The 24,401-nt window shown below is 64.7% G+C and carries 20 protein-coding genes; 13 read left to right on the top strand and 7 right to left on the bottom strand.

Annotated elements, in window-relative coordinates; genetic code table 11:
• Positions 1-299 precede the first annotated feature (299 nt).
• Positions 300-878 carry a pseudouridine synthase gene (locus AQ611_RS14320; protein ID WP_059520477.1) on the bottom strand — a complete coding sequence of 193 codons (579 nt, stop codon included), beginning with the start codon at positions 876-878 and terminating at the stop codon, positions 300-302.
• Positions 879-1,149: 271 nt separating this feature from the next.
• Between AQ611_RS14320 and icd the strand changes: the two genes are divergently transcribed.
• Together icd and AQ611_RS14310 are read left to right on the top strand one after the other, a co-directional pair.
• The gene (gene icd, locus AQ611_RS14315; protein ID WP_059520476.1) at positions 1,150-2,409 is read left to right on the top strand and encodes an NADP-dependent isocitrate dehydrogenase; all 1,260 of its coding nucleotides are present in this window, start codon (positions 1,150-1,152) and stop codon (positions 2,407-2,409) included.
• Positions 2,410-2,581: 172 nt separating this feature from the next.
• Positions 2,582-4,189, top strand: coding sequence for a multicopper oxidase family protein (locus tag AQ611_RS14310; RefSeq protein ID WP_069234893.1), 1,608 nt, complete (start codon positions 2,582-2,584; stop codon positions 4,187-4,189).
• Between the two features lie 127 nt (positions 4,190-4,316).
• Here the strand turns inward: AQ611_RS14310 and AQ611_RS14305 are convergent, their stop codons facing one another.
• Positions 4,317-4,523, bottom strand: coding sequence for a cold-shock protein (locus AQ611_RS14305; protein WP_059520474.1), 207 nt, complete (start codon positions 4,521-4,523; stop codon positions 4,317-4,319).
• A 548-nt stretch (positions 4,524-5,071) separates the two neighbouring features.
• On the opposite strand from AQ611_RS14305, the gene clpS reads away from it, so the two are divergent.
• The 5 genes from clpS to AQ611_RS14280 all read left to right on the top strand — a co-directional run bounded on the left by clpS (position 5,072) and on the right by AQ611_RS14280 (position 10,917).
• A complete protein-coding gene (gene clpS, locus AQ611_RS14300; RefSeq protein WP_059520473.1) occupies positions 5,072-5,386 on the top strand; it encodes an ATP-dependent Clp protease adapter ClpS in 315 nt (104 codons plus the stop codon).
• Positions 5,383-7,683 carry an ATP-dependent Clp protease ATP-binding subunit ClpA gene (clpA, locus tag AQ611_RS14295; protein WP_069234892.1) on the top strand — a complete coding sequence of 767 codons (2,301 nt, stop codon included), beginning with the start codon at positions 5,383-5,385 and terminating at the stop codon, positions 7,681-7,683. Before clpS ends, clpA begins: the two co-directional genes overlap by 4 nt.
• 98 nt (positions 7,684-7,781) lie before the next feature.
• Entirely contained in the window at positions 7,782-9,161 is a 1,380-nt protein-coding gene (locus tag AQ611_RS14290) for an amino acid permease (protein ID WP_069234891.1), read from the top strand.
• A 64-nt stretch (positions 9,162-9,225) separates the two neighbouring features.
• On the top strand, positions 9,226-9,960 hold the full coding sequence (locus AQ611_RS14285; protein ID WP_069234890.1) for a hypothetical protein: 735 nt from the start codon (positions 9,226-9,228) through the stop codon (positions 9,958-9,960).
• 174 nt (positions 9,961-10,134) lie between these two features.
• Positions 10,135-10,917, top strand: a complete 783-nt coding sequence (locus AQ611_RS14280; RefSeq protein ID WP_069234889.1) for a COG4705 family protein — start codon at positions 10,135-10,137, stop codon at positions 10,915-10,917.
• A gap of 69 nt (positions 10,918-10,986) precedes the next feature.
• On the opposite strand, the gene dut is transcribed toward AQ611_RS14280, so the two are convergent.
• From dut to AQ611_RS14255, 5 genes are all read right to left on the bottom strand, one after another.
• Positions 10,987-11,433, bottom strand: coding sequence for a dUTP diphosphatase (gene dut, locus AQ611_RS14275; RefSeq protein ID WP_059520468.1), 447 nt, complete (start codon positions 11,431-11,433; stop codon positions 10,987-10,989).
• Between the two features lie 82 nt (positions 11,434-11,515).
• Positions 11,516-12,727 carry a bifunctional phosphopantothenoylcysteine decarboxylase/phosphopantothenate--cysteine ligase CoaBC gene (coaBC, locus tag AQ611_RS14270; protein WP_069234888.1) on the bottom strand — a complete coding sequence of 404 codons (1,212 nt, stop codon included), beginning with the start codon at positions 12,725-12,727 and terminating at the stop codon, positions 11,516-11,518.
• 64 nt (positions 12,728-12,791) lie between these two features.
• Positions 12,792-13,307: a signal peptidase II gene (lspA, locus tag AQ611_RS14265; protein WP_069234887.1), complete on the bottom strand. Its 516-nt coding sequence runs from the start codon at positions 13,305-13,307 to the stop codon at positions 12,792-12,794.
• Positions 13,308-16,145, bottom strand: a complete 2,838-nt coding sequence (ileS, locus tag AQ611_RS14260; RefSeq protein WP_069234886.1) for an isoleucine--tRNA ligase — start codon at positions 16,143-16,145, stop codon at positions 13,308-13,310.
• A 113-nt stretch (positions 16,146-16,258) separates the two neighbouring features.
• Positions 16,259-17,251: a bifunctional riboflavin kinase/FAD synthetase gene (locus AQ611_RS14255; RefSeq protein WP_059520464.1), complete on the bottom strand. Its 993-nt coding sequence runs from the start codon at positions 17,249-17,251 to the stop codon at positions 16,259-16,261.
• Between the two features lie 124 nt (positions 17,252-17,375).
• Here AQ611_RS14255 and purN point away from each other — a divergent pair, with 124 nt between their 5' ends.
• The 6 genes from purN to nadC all read left to right on the top strand — a co-directional run bounded on the left by purN (position 17,376) and on the right by nadC (position 24,342).
• Positions 17,376-18,038: a phosphoribosylglycinamide formyltransferase gene (gene purN / locus AQ611_RS14250; RefSeq protein ID WP_069235315.1), complete on the top strand. Its 663-nt coding sequence runs from the start codon at positions 17,376-17,378 to the stop codon at positions 18,036-18,038.
• Positions 18,035-19,297 carry an RsmB/NOP family class I SAM-dependent RNA methyltransferase gene (locus AQ611_RS14245; RefSeq protein WP_069234885.1) on the top strand — a complete coding sequence of 421 codons (1,263 nt, stop codon included), beginning with the start codon at positions 18,035-18,037 and terminating at the stop codon, positions 19,295-19,297. Before purN ends, AQ611_RS14245 begins: the two co-directional genes overlap by 4 nt.
• 15 nt (positions 19,298-19,312) lie before the next feature.
• Positions 19,313-20,665: a mechanosensitive ion channel family protein gene (locus AQ611_RS14240; RefSeq protein ID WP_069234884.1), complete on the top strand. Its 1,353-nt coding sequence runs from the start codon at positions 19,313-19,315 to the stop codon at positions 20,663-20,665.
• 153 nt (positions 20,666-20,818) lie between these two features.
• Complete coding sequence (locus AQ611_RS14235; RefSeq protein WP_069234883.1) at positions 20,819-22,015, top strand: DesA family fatty acid desaturase; 1,197 nt, start codon at positions 20,819-20,821, stop codon at positions 22,013-22,015.
• Positions 22,016-22,318: 303 nt separating this feature from the next.
• Positions 22,319-23,461 carry a quinolinate synthase NadA gene (gene nadA, locus AQ611_RS14230; RefSeq protein ID WP_059520460.1) on the top strand — a complete coding sequence of 381 codons (1,143 nt, stop codon included), beginning with the start codon at positions 22,319-22,321 and terminating at the stop codon, positions 23,459-23,461.
• Positions 23,458-24,342, top strand: a complete 885-nt coding sequence (gene nadC / locus AQ611_RS14225) for a carboxylating nicotinate-nucleotide diphosphorylase (RefSeq protein ID WP_069234882.1) — start codon at positions 23,458-23,460, stop codon at positions 24,340-24,342. Before nadA ends, nadC begins: the two co-directional genes overlap by 4 nt.
• Positions 24,343-24,401 lie beyond the last annotated feature (59 nt).

The following is a 24,401-nucleotide window of genomic DNA, read 5'->3' as shown; positions in this document are numbered from 1 at the left end:
CAGCTTTAGTTAATTAACCAAATGACCCGGCATAGGAGTCATGTCGTCTAACGTGCCATCCACCTTTCGGTTGACAGACGCATCGAGAAAAATCTCGTCGCGCTGCGGCGTCCTGTCTGCGGCTTGACGTCGATCAAACGACGCAGCAGCGGTTCGGACACGAATGCCGGATAGCTGGGAGCGGCATCTGTACCGTCTAACGCACCGGGTTCTCAGTCGGTTGACGCGCGATGTCGGGCGTCACGCAAATGTCACCGCCGGCGCCGCTCGCAGCGGCCGGCGGCCATCGGCCGGCGAGGTTAGCCGCGCTGCGGCAAGCCGTTCCACGGCGCGCGCGGCGGCAGCTCGCGAGTTTCGCCGGGCGCGAGGCCGAGCGCGAACACGTCGAGCGCGCCGATGCCGACGCGCACGAGACGCAGCGTCGGAAAGCCGACGGCGGCGGTCATGCGCCGTACCTGGCGGTTCTTGCCTTCGGCGATCTCCAGTTCGATCCAGGTGGTCGGGATCGCCGCGCGGTAGCGGATCGGCGGCGTGCGCGGCCAGAGCGCGTCGGGCGGCGCGATGATGCGCGCGTGGCATGGCCGGCTCACGTAATCGCCGAGATTGACGCCGCGCGCCAATTGCGCGAGCGCTTCGTCTGTCGGCGCGCCGTCGACTTGTGCCCAATACCGCTTGACCAGTTTGTGACGGGGCTCGGCGATCTTCGCCTGCAGCGCGCCGTCGTCGGTGAGCAGCAGCAGCCCCTCGCTGTCGGCGTCGAGCCGGCCTGCCGGGTAGACGCCGGGCGTCTTCACCCAGTTGCCGAGCGATGGGCGGGTGTCGTGCGCCGAGAATTGGCAGATCGTGCCGAACGGCTTGTTGAGAGCGATGAGGCGCATGGCGGTACGGAGCCCGCGCGTCGTGGCGCAGGCTGCGTTGTATGGCAAATGGCGGAATCTTAATGCATAATACGGAACGGCAAGTCTTTTGTCTTATATAAGACCTAAGCAAAAGCTTGCGCGAGCCCCGCGCGCTGATCCCCCGTCATCTCGCGCCGCCCCTTGCCGTTGGAGCGCTAGAATAGCGGCTTGCCGGCGCCGGGCCGGCGCCGCGCGCCCGGCTGCGCACAACTAGATACTCATCAGCTCAGCCCTATCACTGGAGTCGATCATGCCGTATCAGCACATCAAGGTTCCGGAAGGCGGTGACAAGATCACCGTCAATCAGGATTTTTCGCTCAACGTTTCCGATCAGCCGATCATCCCTTACATCGAAGGGGACGGCACGGGCTTCGACATCACGCCGGTGATGATCAAGGTCGTCGATGCGGCGGTCGAAAAGGCGTATGGCGGCAAGAAGAAGATCCACTGGATGGAAATCTACGCGGGCGAGAAGGCAACCAAGGTCTACGGTCCGGACGTCTGGCTGCCGGACGAGACGTTGCAGGTGCTGAAGGAGTATGTCGTGTCGATCAAGGGGCCGCTCACGACCCCGGTGGGCGGCGGCATCCGTTCGCTGAACGTCGCGCTGCGCCAGGAACTCGACCTGTACGTGTGCCTGCGCCCGATCCAGTACTTCAAAGGCGTGCCGTCGCCCGTGCGCGAGCCGGAGAAGACCAACATGGTGATTTTCCGCGAAAATTCGGAGGATATTTACGCGGGTATCGAATGGGCGGCCGAGTCCGAGCAGGCGAAGAAGGTCATCAAGTTCCTGCAGGAAGAGATGGGCGTGAAGAAGATCCGCTTCCCGCAAACGTCGGGCATCGGCATCAAGCCGGTGTCGAAGGAAGGCACCGAGCGGCTCGTGCGCAAGGCCATCCAGTACGCGATCGACAACGACCGCAAGTCGGTCACGCTCGTTCACAAGGGCAACATCATGAAGTTCACGGAAGGCGCATTCCGTGACTACGGCTATGCGCTCGCGCAGAAGGAATTCGGCGCGGAGCTGATCGACGGCGGCCCGTGGATGAAGTTCAAGAACCCGAAGACGGGCAACGAGATCGTGATCAAGGATTCGATCGCCGACGCGTTCCTTCAGCAGATCCTGCTGCGTCCGGCCGAATACGACGTGATCGCGACGCTGAACCTGAACGGCGACTACATTTCGGATGCGCTCGCCGCGCAGGTCGGCGGCATCGGCATCGCGCCGGGCGCGAATCTGTCGGATTCGGTGGCGATGTTCGAGGCGACGCACGGCACGGCGCCGAAGTACGCGGGCAAGGACTATGTGAACCCCGGCTCCGAGATCCTGTCGGCCGAAATGATGCTGCGCCACCTCGGCTGGACCGAAGCGGCCGACGTGATCATCGCGGCGATGGAGAAATCGATTCTGCAAAAGCGCGTCACGTATGACTTCGCCCGTCTGATGGAAGGCGCGACGCAAGTGTCGTGCTCGGGCTTCGGTCAAGTGCTGATCGAAAACATGCAGTAAGCGCATCGGCGTTGTCGACGTCAAACGACACCCCGGCAGGCCGCGTGCTCGCCGGGGTGTTTTCGTTTCGGGTGCCGCATCTTCACGCGGCGCTCGGCTGGGCATCGAGCGCGACGCTGGTGTATCGTCGTCGAAATGTCTGTTTTGGCAGAGTGAAAAGAGGACAAAGTTGATGTTGCGCAGACAATTCTTGACCCACGCGCTCGCGGCGGCGGCCGCATCGTTGTTCGCACGCGGCTCGGCAGCGGCCGATCATTCGATGCATGGCATGGCGGGAATGGACGACATGCCGGATATGAAGCCCAAGCGCGCGGGTGCTCACGGCGGCAAGCCGGCCGTTGCGCCGCCGGCGCGCGTGGCGCTTGCCGCGCCCGATGCGCTGCCCGCAGGCGCGCCGCTTGCTCCGCTGCGCGTGCTCGCGAACGAAAGCCGCGAGCCGGGCGTGTTCCGCGCGACGCTCACGGCCGAGCCCATCGCGCGGGCGATGCTGCCGGGTGCGCCGGCAACGACATTCTGGCAATACGGCGCGGGCACGCAAGGGCCGGTTGTCGGGCCGCTCATCGATTTGCGCGAGGGCGACGCCGTCGAGATCCGTTTCGTCAATCGGCTGCCGCAGCCTTCGACGATTCACTGGCATGGATTGCCGGTGCCGCCCGATCAAGACGGCAACCCGACCGATCTCGTCGCGCCGGGCGCGACGCGCGTCTATCGCTTCACGTTGCCCAAGGGAAGCGCGGGTACGTATTGGTATCACCCGCATCCGCATATGTATACGGCCGAGCAGGTGTTTCGCGGGCTCGCGGGGCCGATTGTCGTGCGCGCCGCCGACGATCCGCTCGCCGGTTGGCCCGAGCGGCAGCTTTTCGTTTCGGATCTGAAGCTTGCGGCCGACGGCGCGATCGCGCCGAACGACATGATGGATTGGATGAACGGCCGCGAAGGGCAGTACGTACTCGTCAACGGTGCGCGGCGGCCACGGATCGTGCTCACCGGCGACGAACGCTGGCGAATCTGGAACGCGTGCAACGCGCGCTATCTGCTGATCGCATTCGACGACGGCCGCAGCTTTGCGCATGTCGGCACCGACGGCGGCCTGTTCGGCGCGCCGCGCGAGATGACGTCGCTGCTGCTTGCGCCGGGCGAGCGTGCCGAGTTGGTCGTGCGCGCGGGCGCGACGGCGTCGCGCGCGGCACTGACCGCGCTTGGCTACGATCGCGGCAAGATGTCGATGCAGCACGGCGCGCATGAAAGCGCGCCCGCGCCCGAGCGTGCACTGACGCTCGCCGACGTTTCGTTCGAGCCTGGCGTCGCGCCGCGCGAGATGCCCGCCACGCTGCGTGCGGTGCCCGCGCTGGGCGAGCCGGCGGCGCGCAAGGAAGTGGTCTTTGCCGAAGAGATGGACATGGACGCGATGATGCGTGGGAACACACGCGGCCGGCCGGCCGGCATGCGTTTCATGGTGAACGGCGCAACATTCGATCCGCGTCGCACGACTTTCACGAGCCGGCGCGGCGACGTCGAGCTATGGACGATCCGCAACGAAACCGACATGGACCATCCGTTTCATCTGCACGGCACGCAATTCCAGGTAATCGAGCGCGAAACGGCGGGTAAAAAGGTGGCGGAGCCTTATCGCGCATGGCGCGACACGGTCAATGTCGGCGATGGGGAAACCGTGCGGATTCTGGTGACACAAACCGAGCGTGGCGAGCGGATGTTTCATTGTCATATTCTCGAACACGAGGATCTCGGTATGATGGGTGTTCTGAAAGTGATTTGAAATAAACGGGCGGCGGATATTTTGTAATCCAGCGCGCATTGGTTGCGGCCGCGTTGGCAGGAACAAAAATCGGCGCAAAAAAAACCCGGCTGGAAGCCGGGCTTTCGATTCTTTATCCAGATAGTTCTTAAGAAGCAGCCTGGATATTTGACGCTTGTTTGCCTTTCGGACCTTGGACGACTTCGAAGCTCACTTTCTGGCCTTCCTTCAGGGTCTTGAAGCCCTGCATGTTGATTGCCGAGAAATGTGCAAACAGATCTTCGCCGCCTTCGTCGGGCGTAATGAAACCGAAGCCCTTCGCGTCATTGAACCATTTGACAATACCAGTTGCCATACCTACTTCCCCTGTCACACAAGTCGCTACTTACAACGAGCACGCTCGAAAAGCTAAACGACCTACGCAGCCGTTCCCCCCTCACAAGCTCACCTCGGCCTTTCTCAATTGTCAAAGACATATTGTCGAAGACGAATTGAAAAAAGTGCCAGCTTGATTGTTGGCGCTCTTTATTGGAGTGTCAAGGAAATTTTTAGACGTATACGGGGACGTTGTAAAGAACCCATTTTTCAGGGTTTATCCCGCTTTGCTTTGCAGCATCCGCGCAAGCGAGGCCGCTTGAAAAGTCGCATAATCGTCTTACATACCGGAGACGGGTGACAAGCGTTCGACAGCGCGCAATGTGGGATACTCGATCTGGCGTGGCGCGCGGGCGGCGCATCCCTGTGACGCGCGCAACGAACGCAGGCCGGTACCGCAAACCGGTTTGCGTCCGTCGCGGCAGATTTATCCCGCGCGCGGCACCGGGAGGCTGGGGGAGGGCGCCGGCTGGTCAAGTCGGTTAATGACAGGATTGCGGGCCTGTCCGAGTTGTTTAGAATGGGTGTATGGCGATTATCCCGGACAAGCAGGACAGTACCGTCCTGGAACGCAAGGAGCAGCAGCTCAAGCCGCCTTCGATGTACAAGGTGGTGCTCCTCAATGACGATTTCACGCCGATGGAGTTCGTCGTCATGGTCGTCCAGGAGTATTTCAAGAAAGATCGCGAAACGGCCACACAGATTATGCTGAAGGTGCATCGCGAAGGGCGGGGGGTTTGTGGGGTCTATACGCGGGACATCGCGTCGACCAAAGTCGAGCAAGTCGTTACCCATGCGCGGCAGGCAGGGCATCCGCTGCAGTGCGTGATGGAGGAAGCATGATTGCCCAGGAATTGGAAGTCAGCTTGCACATGGCGTTCATGGAAGCGCGCCAGGCGCGGCATGAGTTCATTACGGTCGAGCATCTTTTGCTGGCGCTGTTGGACAATCCGACAGCGGCCGAGGTGTTGCGCGCGTGCGCCGCGAACATCGAAGACCTGCGTCAGAACCTGCGCAATTTCATTCACGACAATACGCCGACGGTGCCCGGCACCGATGACGTCGACACGCAACCGACACTCGGTTTCCAGCGCGTGATCCAGCGCGCGATCATGCATGTGCAGTCGACGTCGAACGGCAAGAAGGAAGTGACGGGCGCGAATGTGCTCGTCGCGATCTTCGGTGAAAAGGATTCACACGCTGTCTACTATTTGCAGCAGCAGGGCGTGACGCGTCTCGATGTCGTCAACTTCATTTCGCATGGCATCGCGAAGACGAGCACCGGTGAATCCGCGAAGCCCGCCGATGCGAACGCCGAAGCCGACGATACGAACGCGCAGAAAGAAACGCCGCTCGCGCAGTTCACGCAGAACCTGAACCAAATGGCGAAGGACGGCCGCATCGATCCGCTGATCGGGCGCGAGTCCGAAGTCGAGCGCGTCGTGCAGGTGCTCTGCCGCCGCCGCAAGAACAACCCGCTGCTCGTCGGCGAGGCGGGGGTCGGCAAGACCGCGATCGCCGAAGGGCTCGCGTACCGGATCACGCGCGGCGAGGTGCCTGACATTCTCGCGAACGCCCAGGTCTATTCGCTCGACATGGGCGCATTGCTTGCCGGCACGAAGTATCGCGGCGATTTCGAGCAGCGTTTGAAGACGGTGCTCAAGGAATTGAAGGAACGCCCGCACGCGATTCTCTTCATCGACGAGATTCACACGCTGATCGGCGCGGGTGCCGCATCGGGCGGCACGCTGGATGCGTCGAACCTGCTGAAGCCGGCGCTGTCGTCGGGCACGCTCAAGTGCATCGGCGCGACGACGTTCACCGAATACCGCGGCATTTTCGAGAAGGACGCGGCGTTGTCGCGGCGCTTCCAGAAGGTCGATGTGACCGAGCCGACCGTCGAGCAGACGGTGGCGATTCTGCGCGGGTTGAAGTCGCGCTTCGAGGAGCATCACGGCGTCAAGTATTCGTCGGGCGCGCTGTCGGCCGCCGCGGAATTGTCCGCGCGCTTCATCACCGACCGCCATCTGCCCGACAAGGCGATCGACGTGATCGACGAGGCGGGCGCGGCTCAGCGCGTGCTGCCGAAATCGAAGCAGAAGAAGACGATCGGCAAGAGCGAGATCGAGGAAATCATCTCGAAGATCGCCCGCGTGCCGCCGCAAAGCGTGTCGCAGGACGATCGCAGCAAGCTGCAGACGCTCGACCGCGATCTGAAGAGCGTCGTGTTCGGCCAGGACCCGGCGATCGATGCGCTCGCGGCCGCGATCAAGATGGCGCGTGCGGGCCTCGGCAAGCTCGACAAGCCGATCGGCGCGTTCCTGTTCTCCGGTCCGACGGGCGTCGGCAAGACCGAGGTCGCGCGGCAACTGGCGTTCACGCTCGGCATCGAGCTGATTCGCTTCGACATGTCGGAGTACATGGAGCGGCATGCGGTGAGCCGTCTGATCGGCGCGCCGCCGGGCTACGTCGGTTTCGATCAGGGCGGGCTGCTCACCGAGGCGGTGACGAAGAAGCCGCATTGCGTGCTGCTGCTCGACGAGATCGAGAAGGCGCATCCGGATATCTTCAACGTGCTGCTGCAGGTGATGGACCACGGCACGCTGACCGACAACAACGGCCGCAAGGCGGATTTCCGCAACGTCATCATCATCATGACGACGAATGCGGGCGCCGAGTCGATGCAGAAGGCGACGATCGGTTTCACGACGCGCCGCGAAGTCGGTGACGAGATGGCCGACATCAAGCGGTTGTTCACGCCCGAATTCCGCAACCGGCTCGACGCGACCATCAGCTTCCGTCCGCTCGATGAGGAAATCATCATGCGGGTGGTCGACAAGTTCCTGATCCAGCTTGAAGAGCAGCTTCACGAGAAGAAGGTCGAAGCGCTTTTCACCGATGCGCTGCGCAAGCATCTCGCGAAGCACGGCTTCGATCCGCTGATGGGCGCGCGCCCGATGCAGCGGCTGATTCAGGATACGATCCGCCGCGCGCTTGCCGACGAGTTGCTGTTCGGCAAGCTCGTCAGTGGCGGCCGGGTGACGGTCGATGTCGACGGCGACGACAAGGTGCAACTGTCGTTCGACAAGACGGCGACGCCGCCTAGCAAGCCCAACGAAGAAACGGTGGAAGTCGAATAACAGTCATCGTTTCACTTTGAACAAACGGCGCGGGAAGTCCTCCGCGCCGTTTCGTTTTATTTGAAGGCAGTCAACGAATATGGATTCGGGAGTTTGATTTGACGGTACAAGAACGGACGTTCGATTCGATCGTCGAGCGTGAGAAGGGCTTGAGACGCGGGCTCACGTCGGGCCAGATGGCGATGATCGCGATTGGCGGCGCGATCGGCACGGGGCTGTTTCTGGGCAGCGGCTTCGCGATCCAGCTCGCGGGGCCCGGCGTGCTCGTGTCATATGCGATCGGCGCGCTGATCGCGCTGCTGCTGATGGGCGCGCTTGCGGAGATGACGGTCGCGCATCCCACGTCGGGTTCGTTCGGCGCATATGCGGAGCACTATGTCGGTCCGCTCGCCGGATTTCTCGTCCGTTACGCGTATTGGCTGGCGGTGGTGTTCGCCGTGGGCACCGAGATCAGCGCGATCGCCGTCTTCATGAAGTATTGGTTTGCGGGGGTGCCCGGCTGGTACTGGGTCATCGGTTTCTCGGCGGCGTTGATCGCGGTCAACATGGCGAGCGTGACATTGTACGGTGTGGTCGAGTATGCGTTTTCCATGTTGAAGATCGCGGCGATCGTCGCTTTCGTCGTGCTCGGAGCCTATCTTGTCGGCACGGCGCCGGCGTCGTCCGGCATCGGCGCGGCGAACTACGTCGCGCACGACGGTTTTTTCCCGAAAGGCGTATGGGGCACCTGGGTCGCGGTGATCGTCGCGATCTTCAGCTATATGAGCATCGAAACCGTCGCGATTGCGGCGGGCGAGGCGCGCGATCCGCAACGCGCGGTGTCGCGCGCGTTTCGCTCGACGGTGTTTCGCCTCGTGCTGTTTTATTTGCTCACGCTGTCGCTGATGCTGGCGATCGTGCCCTGGACGCAAGCCGGCACCGATGAGAGCCCGTTCGTCAAGGTGATGGCCGCGACGCACGTGCCCTATGCGGCCGGCGTGATCAATTTCGTCGTGCTGGTGGCGGCGCTGTCCGCGATGAACAGCCAACTCTACGTGACGACGCGCATGATGTTCAGCCTGTCGCGCGCGGGGCTCGCGCCGGCGATGTTCGGCCGCATCGGTGCGAACGGCGTGCCGGTGGCGGCGCTCGTCGTATCGTCGAGCGGTATTGCGGTTGCGGCGGTGGTTGTCGCGGTATATCCGCAAACCGCTTATACGCTGCTGATGGCCATTGCGATGTTCGGCGCGCTATTTACGTGGCTGATGATCTTCGTCACGCATTTGTTTTTCCGCACGCGCTATCGCGGGCCGACACCGGCGTTCCGGATGTGGCTGCATCCGGCCGGCAGTTTGCTCGGCGCGGCGCTCGTCGGCGCGGTGCTTGTCACGACAGCATTCACGCGCGAATTTCAGATGACGATGGTGGTCGGCATCGTGTTCATCGTGCTGCTTACGCTGGCTTATCGTTTGTATTATCGGGAGCGGCACATCCGTTAGTGTGCGCACGCACGGAAGGTGCCGCAAGAGCGCCGTATCGCAGAATAATTCGAAGCGAGGCAGTATGGGCGATAAACAGAACCACGCGGCGGGCGGGGCGCGGGCAAAAGCCGGCGTGCTGCCGCGTATCGTGAGGCTCGTGGCGGCCGGCGTGGTCGTCGGCGCGGCCGCGCTGCCGTGGCCGGCGGCGCCGTTCGGCGCGCTCGCGCGCGCGTCGGTGAACCGCGATGCCGTGCCGCTGCTCGATGCCACACCCTGGCTTGCCAGCGTGCAAGCGCCAAAGACGCCTTTTTTCGAGCGACAGGCGGATGCCGAGCATGTGTCGTTCCGTTTCACGAACAGCGGCCGCTATCTGGCGAAAGGCAACCGGGTGATCGTAGCCGAGTCGCCGGAAGGCGACATGTGGATGGACGGTATGGTGTATGCGACTTATATCGATCGTCAGGGCGAGGCGACATCCGGCTGGCTCGTGCGCTCGCATCTGAAGCCGGCTGCCGGACCGGCGCGCGCGTCCGGCTGGGACGGCGATTGGCGCAGCAGCGACGGCGCGCGCAAGCTGATCGTGCATGGCGAGCGTGTCAGTTACTCGTTCGGCGGCGCGGCCGCGACGACGCGCATGGAAATGTTGCTGATGATGAAATCCGTGTCGGACGTCGACGCAACCTTGCTGCGCCCGCAGGCGTCAGGCGCCGCCTGCGATCTCGATGTGCGGCGTCTCGACGATTATCTGGTGGTCGCCGCGCGGGATTGTTTCATTCGTGGTGCGAATCCGGGCGGGATTCTGCGCAGGATGCGTTAATTCGCGCGGTTGTCGCCGGTTGGCGTGATCGACCTTAATGTGCTGTTAAGCGAGCGTCCCATAGTATTCGAGCCTCGTATGCGGTATTCGGACGGCTAGGCTGGCGCGTCGACCCACGCGGCCTATTGCGGCCCATCGCAGTCTGTCCGGCCCCTGATTATTCCTGAGGCTCGTATGAATAAACTTCCCGCGATCACGCTCGCCTTCTGGGTGATGAAGATCTGTGCGACGACGCTCGGCGAGACGGGCGGCGATTTGCTGTCGATGACGCTCAACGTGGGCTATCTGTACAGCTCGTTGATCCTCTTTTCGTTTTTCATCGTCACGCTCGTCGCGCAGCTCGCGACGGCACGCTATCGCCCGGTGATCTATTGGGCCGTGATCGTGGCAACGAGCACGGCCGGCACGACGATGTCCGATTTCATGGACCGCACGCTCGGCTTGGGCTACGCGGCCGGCTCGGCGATTCTGGTCGCGATTCTGCTGACGATCTTCGCCGTTTGGCGGTGGTCGGGCGAATCGTTGTCGGTCGACCAGATCCGCACCCGCAAGGTCGAAGTGCTGTACTGGATCGCGATCCTGTTCTCGAACACGCTCGGCACCGCGCTCGGCGATTTTCTCGCCGACAGTTCGGGCCTGGGTTTCGCGGGCGGCGCAATGCTGATCGGCGGGCTGCTCGTCGTGATCGTGCTCGCGACATATTGGACGAACGTTTCGCGCGTATTTCTCTTCTGGGCTGCGTTCGTGCTGACGCGACCGTTCGGCGCGACGCTCGGTGATTTGCTGACGAAGTCGCCCGCCAAGGGCGGGCTGGGGTTCGGCACGATCGGCTCGTCGGCGATTCTCGCGGGGGTGCTGATCGCGCTCGTGATCTACGCGACGATCGTTGAATCGACGCGCGTGAAACGTGAGCGTGCACCGCGGGTCGGCTGGCGGGAGCGCGCGCTCGAGGAGTGAGCGGCGCCGCAGGGCAGGGCGGCACGCGCGCGGGCGGTCATCCGCCCGCGCGCGTCTTTCATCGAGCGCTCAATGCCGGCCGGTGCTGCCGAAGCCGCCCGCGCCGCGCTCGCTTTGCGCGAATTCGTCGACGATATTGAACGTCGCTTGCACGACGGGCACGATCACGAGCTGCGCGAGGCGCTCGAACGGATTCAGCACGAATTCGCTCTGCCCGCGGTTCCATGTCGAGATCATCAGTTCGCCCTGGTAATCGGAGTCGATCAGACCCACGAGATTGCCGAGCACGATGCCGTGTTTATGACCGAGGCCCGAACGCGGCAGGATCAGCGCCGCATAGCCGGGGTCGGCAACGTGGATCGCAAGGCCGGTGCGGATCAGCGCCGTGTCGCCCGGCTTCAGCGTGACGCTCGCATCGAGGCACGCGCGCAGGTCGAGACCGGCGCTGCCCGGCGTCGCGTAGTGCGGCAGGTAGTCGCGCATCCGCGCATCGAGAATCTTCAGGTCGAGTTTCATGCGGTGACAGTCGGTGTCGGAGGTTCAAAGGCGCGGCCGCATGGAGACGGCCGCGTGACGGCGGGCGAAAGCCCGGCCGGCGTTAGATGAGGCGGGTGTCGGGCAGCCGCTTGGCGATTTCGGCGACGAGCGCATGCGCGAGCGTCATCTTGTTCGCGCGCGGCAAGCGCGTCGTGCCGCCGGCTTCGAACAGCACGACTTCGTTGTCGTCGAGGCCGAACGTCAGCGGCCCGAGATTACCGATCAGAAGCGGCACGTTCTTGCGCGCGCGCTTTTCCTCGCCGTGCACGTCGAGATCGCCGCTTTCCGCCGCGAAGCCGACGCAATACGGCGCGTCGGGTTGCGCGGCGACGCTCGCGAGGATATCCGGATTCTCGACGAACGACGGCGCCGGCATCTTGTGATCGGCGGTTTTCTTGATCTTGTGCTCGGCGGGCTGCGCCGCACGCCAGTCGGCGACCGCGGCGACCGCGATGAAGACGTCGGCGTTCGGCACGGCATGCATCACCGCGTCGTACATCTGCTGAGCGGTTTGCACGTCTTCGCGCCACACGCCCCAAGGTGTCGGCAATGAAACGGGGCCGGCGATCAAATGGACGTCGGCGCCCGCCTGCTGCGCGGCGCGCGCCAGCGCGAAGCCCATCTTGCCGCTCGAGCGGTTGGTGAGTCCGCGCACCGGGTCGAGCGGCTCGAACGTCGGGCCCGCGGTGATCAGCACGCGGCGGTGCGCGAGCACCTTCGGCTGGAAGTGCGACACGATCGCCTCGTAGATCGCCTCCGGCTCGAGCATGCGGCCGTCGCCGGTTTCACCGCACGCCTGTGAGCCGGAATCCGGCCCGAGCACGGCGACGCCGTCCGCGCGAAGCTGCGCCGCGTTGCGTTGCGTGGCCGGGTTTTGCCACATCTGACGGTTCATCGCGGGCACGACGAGCAGCGGGCAGTCGCGCGCGACGGCGAGCGTCGACAGCAGATCGTCGGCGAAGCCGTGCGCGAGCTTGGCGAGAAAGTCGGTCGACGCGGGGGCGATCACCATCGCGTCGGCTTCGCGCGATAGATCGATGTGCGCCATGTTGTTGGGCACCCGCGCGTCCCATTGGCTCGTATAGACGGGGCGGCCCGACAGTGCCTGCATCGTGACGGGCGTGATGAACTGCGTCGCGGCTTCGGTCATCACGATTTGCACGGTCGCGCCGGCCTTGGTCAGCAGGCGCGTGAGTTCGGCGATCTTGTAGCAGGCGATGCCGCCCGTGAGGCCGACGACGAGGTGTTTTCCTGCGAGTTCTGCGTGTGCCAATTGGGGCCTCCGTAAGCGGGCGGCCGGCGCGCTGCGCGCCGGCCGTTGCGCGCAGTGCCGGCGCTCAGCGCGTGCCGCGCACCCGGCGCAGCTCGTCGTAGACGAGGAGCACCGCGCCGATCGTGATCGCCGAGTCGGCGAGATTGAACGCGGGCCAGTGCCACGCGCCGACATGGAAGTCTAGAAAGTCGATCACGTGACCGTACAGCAGCCGGTCGATCACGTTGCCGAGCGCGCCGCCAAGGATCAGGGCGAGCGCAAGGCTGAATAGACGCTGACGACCGTGGCGCTTCAACAGGTAGCAGATCACGATCGTCGCGCCGAGGCCGAGCGCCGTGAACGCCCAGCGCTGCCAGCCGCTCGCCGTGCCGAGAAAGCCGAACGCCGCGCCGCGGTTGTAGATCAGCGTCAGATTGAAGAACGGCGCGAGCGGATGCAGCACGCCATAGGCGAGCGTGCGCAGCACGGCGATCTTCGTCAGTTGATCGAACAGGATCACGATCAGCGAGAGGCCGAGCCACGGCGCGAGCGCGCCGCTCGTGGATTTCGATTGGGTTGTGTTGGACACGGTTTTCGCCATTTAAGCCGCGCTCCGGATTTCGCCGTTTTCGAACAGGTTGGAGAAACAGCGGCCGCAGAGCGTCGGATGATCGGCGTGCGCGCCGACATCGTCGCGATAATGCCAGCAGCGCTCGCATTTCTGATACGTCGACGCCGCGACGTCGACGCCTTCGTCGGCTTCGCCGTCGACCTTCGCGAGCGCCGCGGCCGACGTGATCAGCACGAACTTCAGATCGTCGCCGAGGCTCGCGAGCGCGTCGTAGCGCGCACCCGACGCGCGCACGACGACTTCGGCCTGCAGCGACGAGCCGATGCGGTTCGCGGTGCGCGCTTCCTCGAGCGCCTTCGTGACGGCGCCGCGCACGTCACGCAACAGCGCCCATTTTTCGACGAGCGCGTCGGCGCCGTCGATCTGCGGATACGCGTAATAGGTTTCGGTGAAGATCGTTTCGCTCGACGGCTGGAACACCCGCCAGGCTTCCTCGGCGGTAAACGACAGGAACGGCGCGAGTACGCGCAGCAGGCCCTGCGTAAGGTGATAGAGCGCCGTTTGCGCGCCGCGCCGCGCGCGGGACGCGGCCGCGCTCGTATAGAGGCGGTCCTTCAGCACATCCAGATAGAAGCCGCCGAGATCCTCCGAGCAGAACGTCTGCAGCTTCGCGACGATCGGGTGGAACTCGTACTTGTCGTAATGCGCGAGCAACTCCGCCTGCAGCTTCGCGGCGAAGGCAACCGCGTAGCGGTCGATCTCGAGCCATTCGCTTGCGGGCAGCGCATCCTTTGCGTAATCGAAGTCCGACAGGTTCGCGAGCAGGAAGCGCAGCGTGTTGCGGATCCGGCGATACCCTTCCGTCACGCGCTTGAGGATTTCCTCCGAGATCGCAAGCTCGCCCGAATAGTCGGTCGATGCGATCCACAGCCGGATGATTTCCGCGCCGAGCCGGTTTGCGACTTCATGCGGATCGATGCCGTTGCCGAGCGACTTGCTCATCTTGCGGCCTTCGCCGTCGACCGTGAAGCCGTGCGTGAGGAGCGCCTTGTACGGCGCGCGGCCGTCGAGCATCGATGCGGTCAGCAGCGACGAGTGGAACCAGCCGCGGTGCTGGTCCGAGCCTTCGAGGTAGAGATCGGCCGGGAATTGCAGTTGATCCTTGTGCGAGCCGCGCAGCACGTGCCAATGCGTCGTGCCTGAATCGAACCATACGTCGAGCGTGTCGCGGTTCTTTTCGTAGAGGTCCGCGTCGTCACCGATCAGCTCGCGGGCATCGAGGGTCTGCCACGCCTCGATGCCCGCCTGCTCGACGCGCTTGGCGACTTCCTCGAGCAGCTCGAGCGTGCGCGGGTGCAGCTCGCCGGTTTCCTTGTGGACGAAGAACGCCATCGGCACGCCCCATTGACGCTGCCGCGACAGCGTCCAGTCCGGGCGGTTCGCGATCATGCTGTGAAGGCGCTGCTTGCCCCACGACGGATAGAACGCGGTCGCGTCGACGCCTTCGAGCGCGGTGTCGCGCAGCGTCTTGCCGCCGCTCGCGGGCGTCACGTCCATGCCGGCGAACCATTGCGACGTCGCGCGATAGATGATCGGCGTCTTGTGACGCCAGCAGTGCATGTAGCTGTGCGAGTAGTGCTCGTTGCGCAGCAGCGTGCCGGCGGACTTCAGCGCCTCGACGACCTTCGGGTTCGCGTCCCAGATCGACAAGCCGCCGAACAGCGGCAGCGATTCGATATAGCGGCCGTCGCCCATCACCGGATTGATGATGTCCGAGTCGGTCATCCCGTGCGCCTTGCACGACGTGAAATCCTCGATGCCGTAGGCAGGCGACGAGTGAACGACGCCCGTGCCGGTATCGGTTGTCACGTAATCGCCGAGATAGACGGGCGACGTGCGCTTGTAGCCCGGATGCGCGGCGGCAAGCGGATGGTGAAAGCGCAGGCCGGCAAGCTTGTCGCCGCGCGTCGTCGCGACGACGTTCCCGCTCAGGCCGAAGTCCTTCATGCACGCCGGCACGCGCTCCTCGGCGATGACGAGCAGGCCGCGCTCGGTGTCGACGAGCGCGTAGACGATCTCCGGATGCAGGTTGAGCGCCTGGTTCGCGGGAATCGTCCACGGCGTGGTCGTCCAGATCACGATGCCGCCGTCGGCGCGCGGCAGCTCGGCGAGGCCGAACGCGTGCGCGGTCTTGTCGGGCTCGGCGAACGGAAACAGCACGTCGATCGTCGGATCGGTGCGGTCCTTGTATTCGACTTCGGCCTCCGCGAGCGCCGAGCCGCAATCGAAGCACCAGTTGACCGGCTTCAGGCCGCGGTACACGTAGCCCTTTTCGATGATCTTGCCGAGCGCGCGGATTTCCTCGGCCTCGTTGACGAAATTCATCGTCTTGTACGGATTGCCCCAGTCGCCGAGCACGCCGAGGCGCTTGAAGCCGGCCTTCTGCTTGTCGATCTGCTCGCCCGCATACGCGCGTGCGCGGCTCATGACCTCGGCCGCGGGCAGCGATTTGCCGAACTGTTTCTCGATCTGGATTTCGATCGGCATGCCGTGGCAATCCCAGCCGGGCACGTAAGGCGCGTCGAAGCCCGCCATGTTGCGCGACTTGACGACGATGTCCTTCAGGATCTTGTTGACCGCATGACCGAGGTGAATGTCGCCGTTCGCATACGGCGGGCCGTCGTGCAGGATGAATTTCGGCCGGCCGCGGCTCGCTTCGCGGATCTTGTCGTAGACGCCGCGCGCTTCCCAGTCCGCGACCCATTGCGGCTCGCGCTTGGGCAGATCGCCGCGCATCGGGAACGGCGTGTCGAGCAGGTTGACCGGATATTTGGCCTGCGGTTTCGAATCGGCTTTTTTGTTGCTCATGTCGGGATCGCTTTGAAAATCTCGAGGACGCTCGCGCGTCGTGTATCGTGGGCGCGGCGCCGGGATCGGGCGGCGCGGCGGGCGGGGCGCCCGGCGAGACGGGCGGCGGCGCTTCAGCTAATTCGGTCGGTGGCCGACGTCGCGAAGCCGGTTGCGCGGCTGCCCGGCGCGCGGCCGTGCGCGGCGAAGTACGCGCGCGTGTCGGCGACGTCCTGTGCGATCGCGCGCGCGAGCGTTTCGAGATCGACGAATTTCGCCTCGTCGCGCAGCTTCTTCAGGAATTCGACGCGCACGATCTTGCCGTATGCGTTGCCGTGCCAGTCGAGCAGATGCACTTCGAGCAGCACGCGGCCCGAATCGTCGACGGTCGGCCGCACGCCGAGGCTCGCGACGCCGGGCAGCGGCTCGGGCGTGATGCCGTGCACCTGCACGACGAAGATGCCGGACAGCGCGGGGCGCTTGTGCGCGATCGGCAGATTCAGCGTCGGAAAGCCGAGGTCGCGGCCGAGCTTCAGGCCGTGGACGACATGCCCGCTGATCGCGTAGCCATGGCCGAGCGCGGCCGCAGCGGCGTCGAGATCGCCCGCGGCGAGCGCCGCGCGCACGCCGGAACTCGAGATGCGCTGGCCGTCGGCGCCGGCGAGCGTCTGCATTTGCTCGACCTCGAAGCCGTAGTGTTCGCCCGCCGCCTTTAGCGAGGCGAAGCTGCCGGCGCGCTTCGCGCCGTAGCAGAAATCGTCGCCGACCATGATCCAGCGCGTGTGCAGACCGTCGACGAGCGTGCGCTCGACGAACGCATCCGGCGATTGGCTCGCGAACGTGTGATTGAAATGCTCGACGACGACCCGGTCGACCCCGTGCTCGCGCAACGCCTCGAGCTTGTCGCGCAGCATCGCGATGCGCGGCGGCGCGCCGGCCGGATTGAAGAATTCGCGCGGATGGGGCTCGAACGTCATCACGCAGACGGGCAGACCACGCGCGTCCGCCGCTGCGCGCACGCGCGCGAGCAGGGCCTGGTGGCCGCGATGGACACCGTCGAAGTTGCCGATCGTCAGCGCGCACGGGGCGCGGCTTTCGTCGTTGGGCAGGCCGCGGAAGACTTTCACGTTAGCGGATGACAGCGTGGGAAGTGAGCGGCCGGACGCCGCAAAGCAGATAATTATAAACGTTCGTGCGCGCGGGCGGCTCGTGATGCCGGAAACGGCGGGGCCGAATGGTAAAATTCCGCGGATGAAGAAACTCGTCATCCTGATTTCCGGGCGCGGCAGCAACATGGAGGCCGTCGTGCGCGCGTGCGCGCGCGACGGCTGGCCTGCTGAGGTCGCCGCCGTCATTTCCAACCGGCCGGGCGCAGCGGGCCTGGCCTTCGCGGCGTCGCACGGCATTGCGACCGCGCTCGTCGACCACCGCGGCTTCGACAGCCGCGACAGCTTCGATGCGGCCCTCGCGGCCGAGATCGACCGCTTCGAGCCCGATCTCGTCGTGCTCGCCGGCTTCATGCGTATTCTCACGCCGGCATTCGTCGCACGCTATGAGGGCCGGATGCTGAACATCCATCCGTCGCTGCTGCCGAGCTTCAAGGGCGTTCACACGCATCAGCAGGCGCTTGACGCAGGCGTCGCGGTGCATGGCGCGACGGTTCATTTCGTGACGCCGGAACTCGACAGCGGTGCGATCGTTGCTCAAGCGGCCGTGCCCGTCGTCGCGGGCGACGACGCCGACGCGCTCGCCGCGCGCGTGCTGGCTGCCGAGCATGTGCTGTATCCGCGCGTGGTGCGCTGGTTCGTCCAGGAGCAGGTGCGGCTCGTGGATGGGCGCGCGGTACTGGCGCCGGGCTGCGCGCGCTGGCTGTTCGCGGATGCGACCGATATTTCGACGGGTGAGGGCGTATGAAGCTGCATGGTTTTCTGATTGGGCAGACCGAGACGCTGCTTGCCGAGGTGCTCAAGTTCGCGGGCCCGGCCGACGTCGTGACGAGCCGCTTTTTCCGCGCGCATCCGAAGCTCGGCCACGCGGAGCGCGGCGTGATCGCCGAGGCGGTGTTCGCGGTGCTGCGGCGAAAGATGGAGTACGCGCATCTGGCCGAGAGCGGCTCTGGCGCGCCCGCGCGGCGCCTGGCGCTGCTCGGCCTGATGCAGACGGCCGGGCGCGGCGCGCTCAGGCCGTTCGTGTCGGAGGCCGAGGCGGCGTGGCTCGAGCATGTCGCGAAAATCGATCCGGCGAGCCTGCCGCTGCGGGTGCGCACGAACCTGCCCGACTGGATCCACCAGATGCTCGCGCAGCGAATCGGCGCCGACGAACTCGCGCAGTTCGCCGCGGCCGTCAATTATCCGGCGCCGCTCGATTTGCGCGCGAACGTGCTGCGCACGACCCGGGATCAAGTGATCGACGCTTTGCGCGCGTCCGGCATCGAGGCGGGCGCGACGCCGTTCGCGCCGTCCGGCGTGCGCGTCGTCGGCAAGCCGGCGCTCACGAAGCTCAAGCTGTTCGAGGACGGCCTGATCGAAGTGCAGGACGAGGGCAGCCAGTTGCTGTGCTCGCTCGTCGCGCCGCGGCGCGGCGAGATGGTCGTCGATTTCTGCGCGGGCGCGGGCGGCAAGACGCTCGCGCTCGGCGCGATGATGCGCTCGACGGGCCGGCTGTATGCGTTCGACGTGTCCGAGAAGCGTCTCGCGAAGCTCAAGCCGCGCCTCGCGAGAAGCGGCCTGTCGAACGTGAATCCGGTGCTGATCGACAGCGAGCACGACGCGAAGATCAAGCGCCTCGCGGGCAAGATCGACCGCGTGCTCGTCGACGCGCCGTGCAGCGGGCTCGGCACGCTGCGCCGCAATCCGGATCTGAAGTGGCGGCAGACGCGCGAGACCATTGCCGAGCTTGCGCCGAAACAGGCGTCGATTCTCGCGAGCGCCGCGCGTCTCGTGAAAAAAGGCGGCCGGCTCGTCTATGCGACCTGCAGCGTGCTCGACGCGGAGAACGACGCAATCGTCGCGGCGTTCCTCGATGCGCATCCCGAGTTCGTGCTGACGCCTGCGAGCCGCGTGTTCGCCGAGCAGCGGATCGCGCTCGATACGGGCGATTACCTGTCGCTCTGGCCGCATCGGCATGCGACCGACGGCTTCTTCGCCGCGGTTCTCGAGCGGCGCGCGCAGTAGCGGGGGGCGGCACGCATGATGACGAATCATCTGCTGACCCGGCGGCTCGAGGCCGTCGTGCGCGATTTCAGCCAGCCCGCGATGATCTGGCAGGCCGTCGCGTTTTTCGGCGCGCTCGCGCTAGCGTGGCTCGTCGCGCGTTATCTGCGCGGCCGGCTCGACGCGCGCCGCCGCGCGGCCGGCCGCATGCCCGGCGCGGGCTCGCTCAGCCTGAACCGTGCGCTGTTTCCGCTCGTCGGCGGCATGTTCATGTGGCTCGCGCAGCTCGTTTTCGATGGCCTGATGCCGACGTCGCTGTTGCAGCTTGCGCTCGTGCCGCTCATCGGGATCGGCGTTATTTACGTGCTGTTCTTCGCCGCGCGCCGCGTATTCGCGCGCGACGGCCACACGCATGCGTGGCTGTCGATCGTCGAGAAGATCGTGTCGACCGTCGTCTGGATAGCCATGGCGCTGACCGTGCTCGGCATCCAGCGCGACGTGATCGCATGGCTCGACAGCGTGCAATTCCGCGTGGCGAACGCGCATCTGACGCTCATGTCGGTGATCTCGGGCGTGCTGTGGCTGTGTGTGACGCTGATGCTCGCGATGTGGCTCGGCTCGGTGCTCGACGAGCGCCTGACGCGCGCGAAAACGCTCGACGCGAACCTGAAAGTCGTGCTGTCGCGGGCCGGGCGCGCATTCCTCGTGTTCGCGGCGATCCTGATCGGGCTGTCGCTCGTCGGTATCGACGTGACGGTGCTCGGCGTGTTCGGCGGCGCGCTCGGCGTCGGACTCGGATTCAGTCTGCAGAAAATCGCGAGCAATTACGTGTCGGGCTTCATCATTTTGCTTGATCGATCGCTGCGGCTGGGCGATGCGATCAACGTCGGCGGCCAGCAGGGCGTCGTCACGCAGATTCGTACCCGCTACACGGTCGTGCGCGGCCTCGACGGCAACGAGACGCTGATTCCGAACGAAAAACTGGTCACCGACATTGTGCAGAACCAGTCGTCGTATCTGACGCACGGCTATGCGAAGGTTGCGGTGCAGGTTGCGTATACGTCGGACGTCGAGCGCGCGCTTGCGCTGTTGGCCGACGCGGCGAAGGGTGTCGAGCGCGTGCTCGTGGAGCCGGCGCCGACGCCTTACCTCGTCGGCTTCGGCGCGGACGGCGTCGATCTGGAGCTTGCGTTCTGGATCGATCAGGCGGCCAAGGGAACGGCGGGCGTGCGTTCGGCGGTCAACCGCAATATCTGGCGGCTCTTCTCCGAGCACGGGATCTCGATCCCGTTTCCGCAACGCGAGGTGCGCGTGGTCGGATTGCCGGACGGGTTCGCGGCGGCGGGCGCGAATGGCGTGCCGGCGGACCGGTCCGTGCGCGACGCGTAGCGCCGCGCATTGCGTTGCAACAAGAAATGTTCATTTTTTACAGAGACTTGGAACGGATGCAGTAAAATTCCGTCCTACTACGCAGTGTGCTTTCATTTTCTTGACATAGGTCGCGGTTGAGTCGGCGGCCTGACTACTTTCACAGGTAACGCCTTGCTGAATTCCCTGCTCGATTTCCTTTCCAACGGGCTTCTGCGCTTCTCGTGGTGGCAGATCGTGCTGTTCGCGCTGGCCGTCACGCACGTGACGATCGTCGGCGTGACCGTCTATTTGCACCGCTGCCAGGCGCATCGCGCGCTCGATTTGCATCCGGTCGTGAGCCATTTCTTCCGTTTTTGGCTGTGGATGACGACGGGCATGCTGACGGGCCAGTGGGCGTCGATCCATCGCAAGCATCATGCGAAGTGCGAAACCGAGGAAGATCCGCACAGCCCGCAAACGCGCGGGATCTGGAAGGTGCTGCTCGAAGGCGCCGAGCTGTATCGCACGGAGGCGAAGAACGAGGAGACGATGCGCAAGTACGGTCACGGCACGCCGAATGATTGGCTCGAGCGCAATGTCTATTCGAAATATCCGATTCTCGGCGTGAGCTTGATGATGGTGATCGACGTCGCGCTGTTCGGCCTCGTCGGCCTGACTGTCTGGGCGGTGCAGATGATCTGGATTCCGTTCTGGGCGGCGGGCGTCGTCAATGGCCTCGGCCACTTCTGGGGCTACCGGAACTTCAATTCGGCCGATGCGAGCACGAACCTGTTTCCGTGGGGCATCGTGATCGGCGGCGAAGAACTGCACAACAATCATCATACGTTCGCGACGTCGGCGAAGCTGTCGAACAAGTGGTACGAATTCGATATCGGCTGGATGTACATCCGCATCATGTCCGCGTTCGGGCTCGCCAAAGTGAAGAAGATCGCGCCGACGCCGCGCCTGGCCGCACGCAAGACGGTGCTCGATCAGGAAACGCTGCAGGCGGTGCTGTCGAACCGCTACGAGGTGATGGCGCGTTACGCGAAGACGTTGAAGCGTGCGTACCGCCAGGAGCTTGCGCATCTGAAGGAGCTGGGCGCGCGCGAGAAGTACCAATTGATGCACGGCGCGCGCAAGTGGTTCCACAAGGACGAAGCGGGCCTCGACGAGCCGCAGAAGCGCCTGCTGCCGGAGATTTTCGCGAACAGCCAGAAGCTGCATACGTTCTTCCAACTGCGCGCCGAGCTTGCGTCGATCTGGGAACGCTCGAATGCGTCGCGCGAACAGTTGCTGGCCCAGTTGCAGGACTGGTGCCATCGTGCCGAACAAAGCGGCATCAAGGCGCTGCAGGAGTTCGCGACACGCCTGAGCCGCTACGCATAAGCCGTCCAGACCGAAATCGATTAAAATTTCCGGACGTCACAAACCCCGCGCTGGCGGGGTTTTTTTGTTCCCGTTCGAACGGCTCGCCTGCGCTGGACTGATGATTGGGTGGGCCGCCCACGGGAGGAGGGGCGTGGCATGGGATTGGGGTGTGACGCATGGGGCGTTCAGCACGATGCGTTCACTCCGATCGGCACACCGTCGCAGGGCTGGAACAGGCGCCTAAGCGCTGGCGCCGGTCAATCGCGGCATGGGAGCAGAGGCGGCACTGAGACGCCGCGCCTGCTCGACAGGAGATTGAAGATGCAATCGGCGATCGGGATCAAACCCATCGAATACGACAGGCCGCTCGCGTCAGGAGCGGTTTGCGGCGTCGGTGAGGCGTGGGCGAAAGTGCCCGCGCCGCTCGCAGCCGGCGAACGCGATGAATGGAAGGCGCGGATCAAGACGCTGCTCAAGCGCGAAAAGGCTGTGCTCGTCGCGCATTACTATGTCGACGCGGATCTGCAGGCGCTCGCGGACGAAACGGGCGGCTGCGTTGCCGACTCGCTCGAAATGGCCCGCTTCGGCCGCGACCACGACGCGCAGACGCTCGTTGTTGCCGGCGTGCGCTTCATGGGCGAGACGGCGAAGATTCTGAGCCCAGGCAAGCGCGTGCTGATGCCCGATCTCGATGCGACCTGCTCGCTCGACCTGGGTTGCCCGGCGGACGAGTTCTCGCGGTTTTGCGACGCGCATCCGGATCGTCAGGTGGTCGTTTATGCGAACACGAGCGCCGCGGTGAAGGCGCGCGCCGACTGGATGGTCACGTCGTCGATCGGACTCGAGATCGTCGCCGATCTGCATGCGCGCGGCGAGAAGATCATCTGGGCGCCGGACCGGCATCTCGGCAGCTATATCCAGAAGAAGACCGGCGCGGACATGCTGATGTGGCAGGGCTCCTGCCTCGTTCACGACGAATTCAAGGGCGTCGAGCTCGAACTGCTGCGCGACGAATATCCGGATGCGAAGATTCTCGTGCATCCCGAGTCGCCGGAAAGCGTTGTCGCGCTCGCGGACGTGGTCGGCTCGACGTCGCAGTTGATCGACGCGGCCGTGAAGCTCGATGCGCAGCGCTTCATTGTCGCGACTGATCTCGGTATTTTGCACAAGATGCGGCTCGCGGCGCCGGGCAAGGTTTTCATCGAGGCGCCGACGGCCGGCAATAGCGCGACTTGCAAGAGCTGCGCGCATTGCCCGTGGATGGCGATGAACGCGCTGTCGAATCTGGCCGATGCGCTCGAGCACGGCCACGGCGAAATCTTCGTCGATGCCGCCATTGCCGAGCGCGCGCGCGTGCCGATTCACCGGATGCTTGATTTCGCGGCGCGTCACAAGCAGCGCGTGCAGGCAAGCGGCGACTTGCAGCGCGATCAGCAACTTTTCGCGAACGTGGGGCCGGCATGACCAGACATGCAGTGTCGCCGCTGTTTGCGGATATCTCGCACGAGTACGGCGCCGCGTTCGACGCGGCGATCGCGCGCAATGTCGCCGATGCGCTTGCCGAGGACGTCGGCGCGGGCGACCAGACCGGACGGCTCGTGCCGGATGGCCCGGTGCGTGCCGCGCGCGTGATCGTGCGCGAAGAAGCGGTGCTGTGCGGCGTGCCGTGGTTCGATGCGGTGATGCGCGCGGTCGATCCGGCGATCGAGGTTCAGTGGCACTACCGCGAAGGCGACTGGATGACGCCGGACTCGACCGTCTGCGACTTGCGCGGCCCGGCGCGATCGCTGCTGACAGGCGAGCGCAATGCGCTCAATTTCCTGCAATTGCTGTCGGGCGTCGCGACGGCAACGCGCCGCTATGTCGACCGGATCGCCGATACGCGCGCGCGCATCCTCGACACGCGCAAGACGTTGCCGGGCCTGCGGCTCGCGCAGAAGTACGCGGTGCGCGTAGGCGGCGGCGCGAATCAGCGGCTCGCGCTCTATGCGGGCATTTTGATCAAGGAAAACCATATCGCAGCGGCGGGTGGCGTCGGCGAGGCGCTGGATGCGGCGTTCGCGCTCGATGCGCAGGTGCCGGTGCAGATCGAGGTCGAGACGCTCGACCAGTTGCGCACCGCGCTCGCGCATGGCGCGCAGTCGGTGCTGCTCGATAATTTCACGCTCGATGCGATGCGCGAGGCGGTGCGCATGACCGATGGCCGCGCGGTGCTCGAGGTATCGGGCGGCGTGAATTTCGACACGGTGCGTGCGATCGCCGAAACGGGCGTCGACCGGATCTCGATCGGCGCGCTGACGAAAGACGTGCGCGCGACCGATTATTCGATGCGCATCGTCGAATAGGCGCGGCGGGGCCGCGCTGTCCGGCAGGAATGATTGGGCCGGCGCGGGCGGCGGCTTGA

This window comes from Burkholderia singularis (assembly GCF_001718875.1).
Lineage (GTDB): Bacteria > Pseudomonadota > Gammaproteobacteria > Burkholderiales > Burkholderiaceae > Burkholderia > Burkholderia singularis.
Note: the sequence above shows the minus strand (reverse complement) of the source record. Positions and strands in the feature narration are given on the sequence as shown.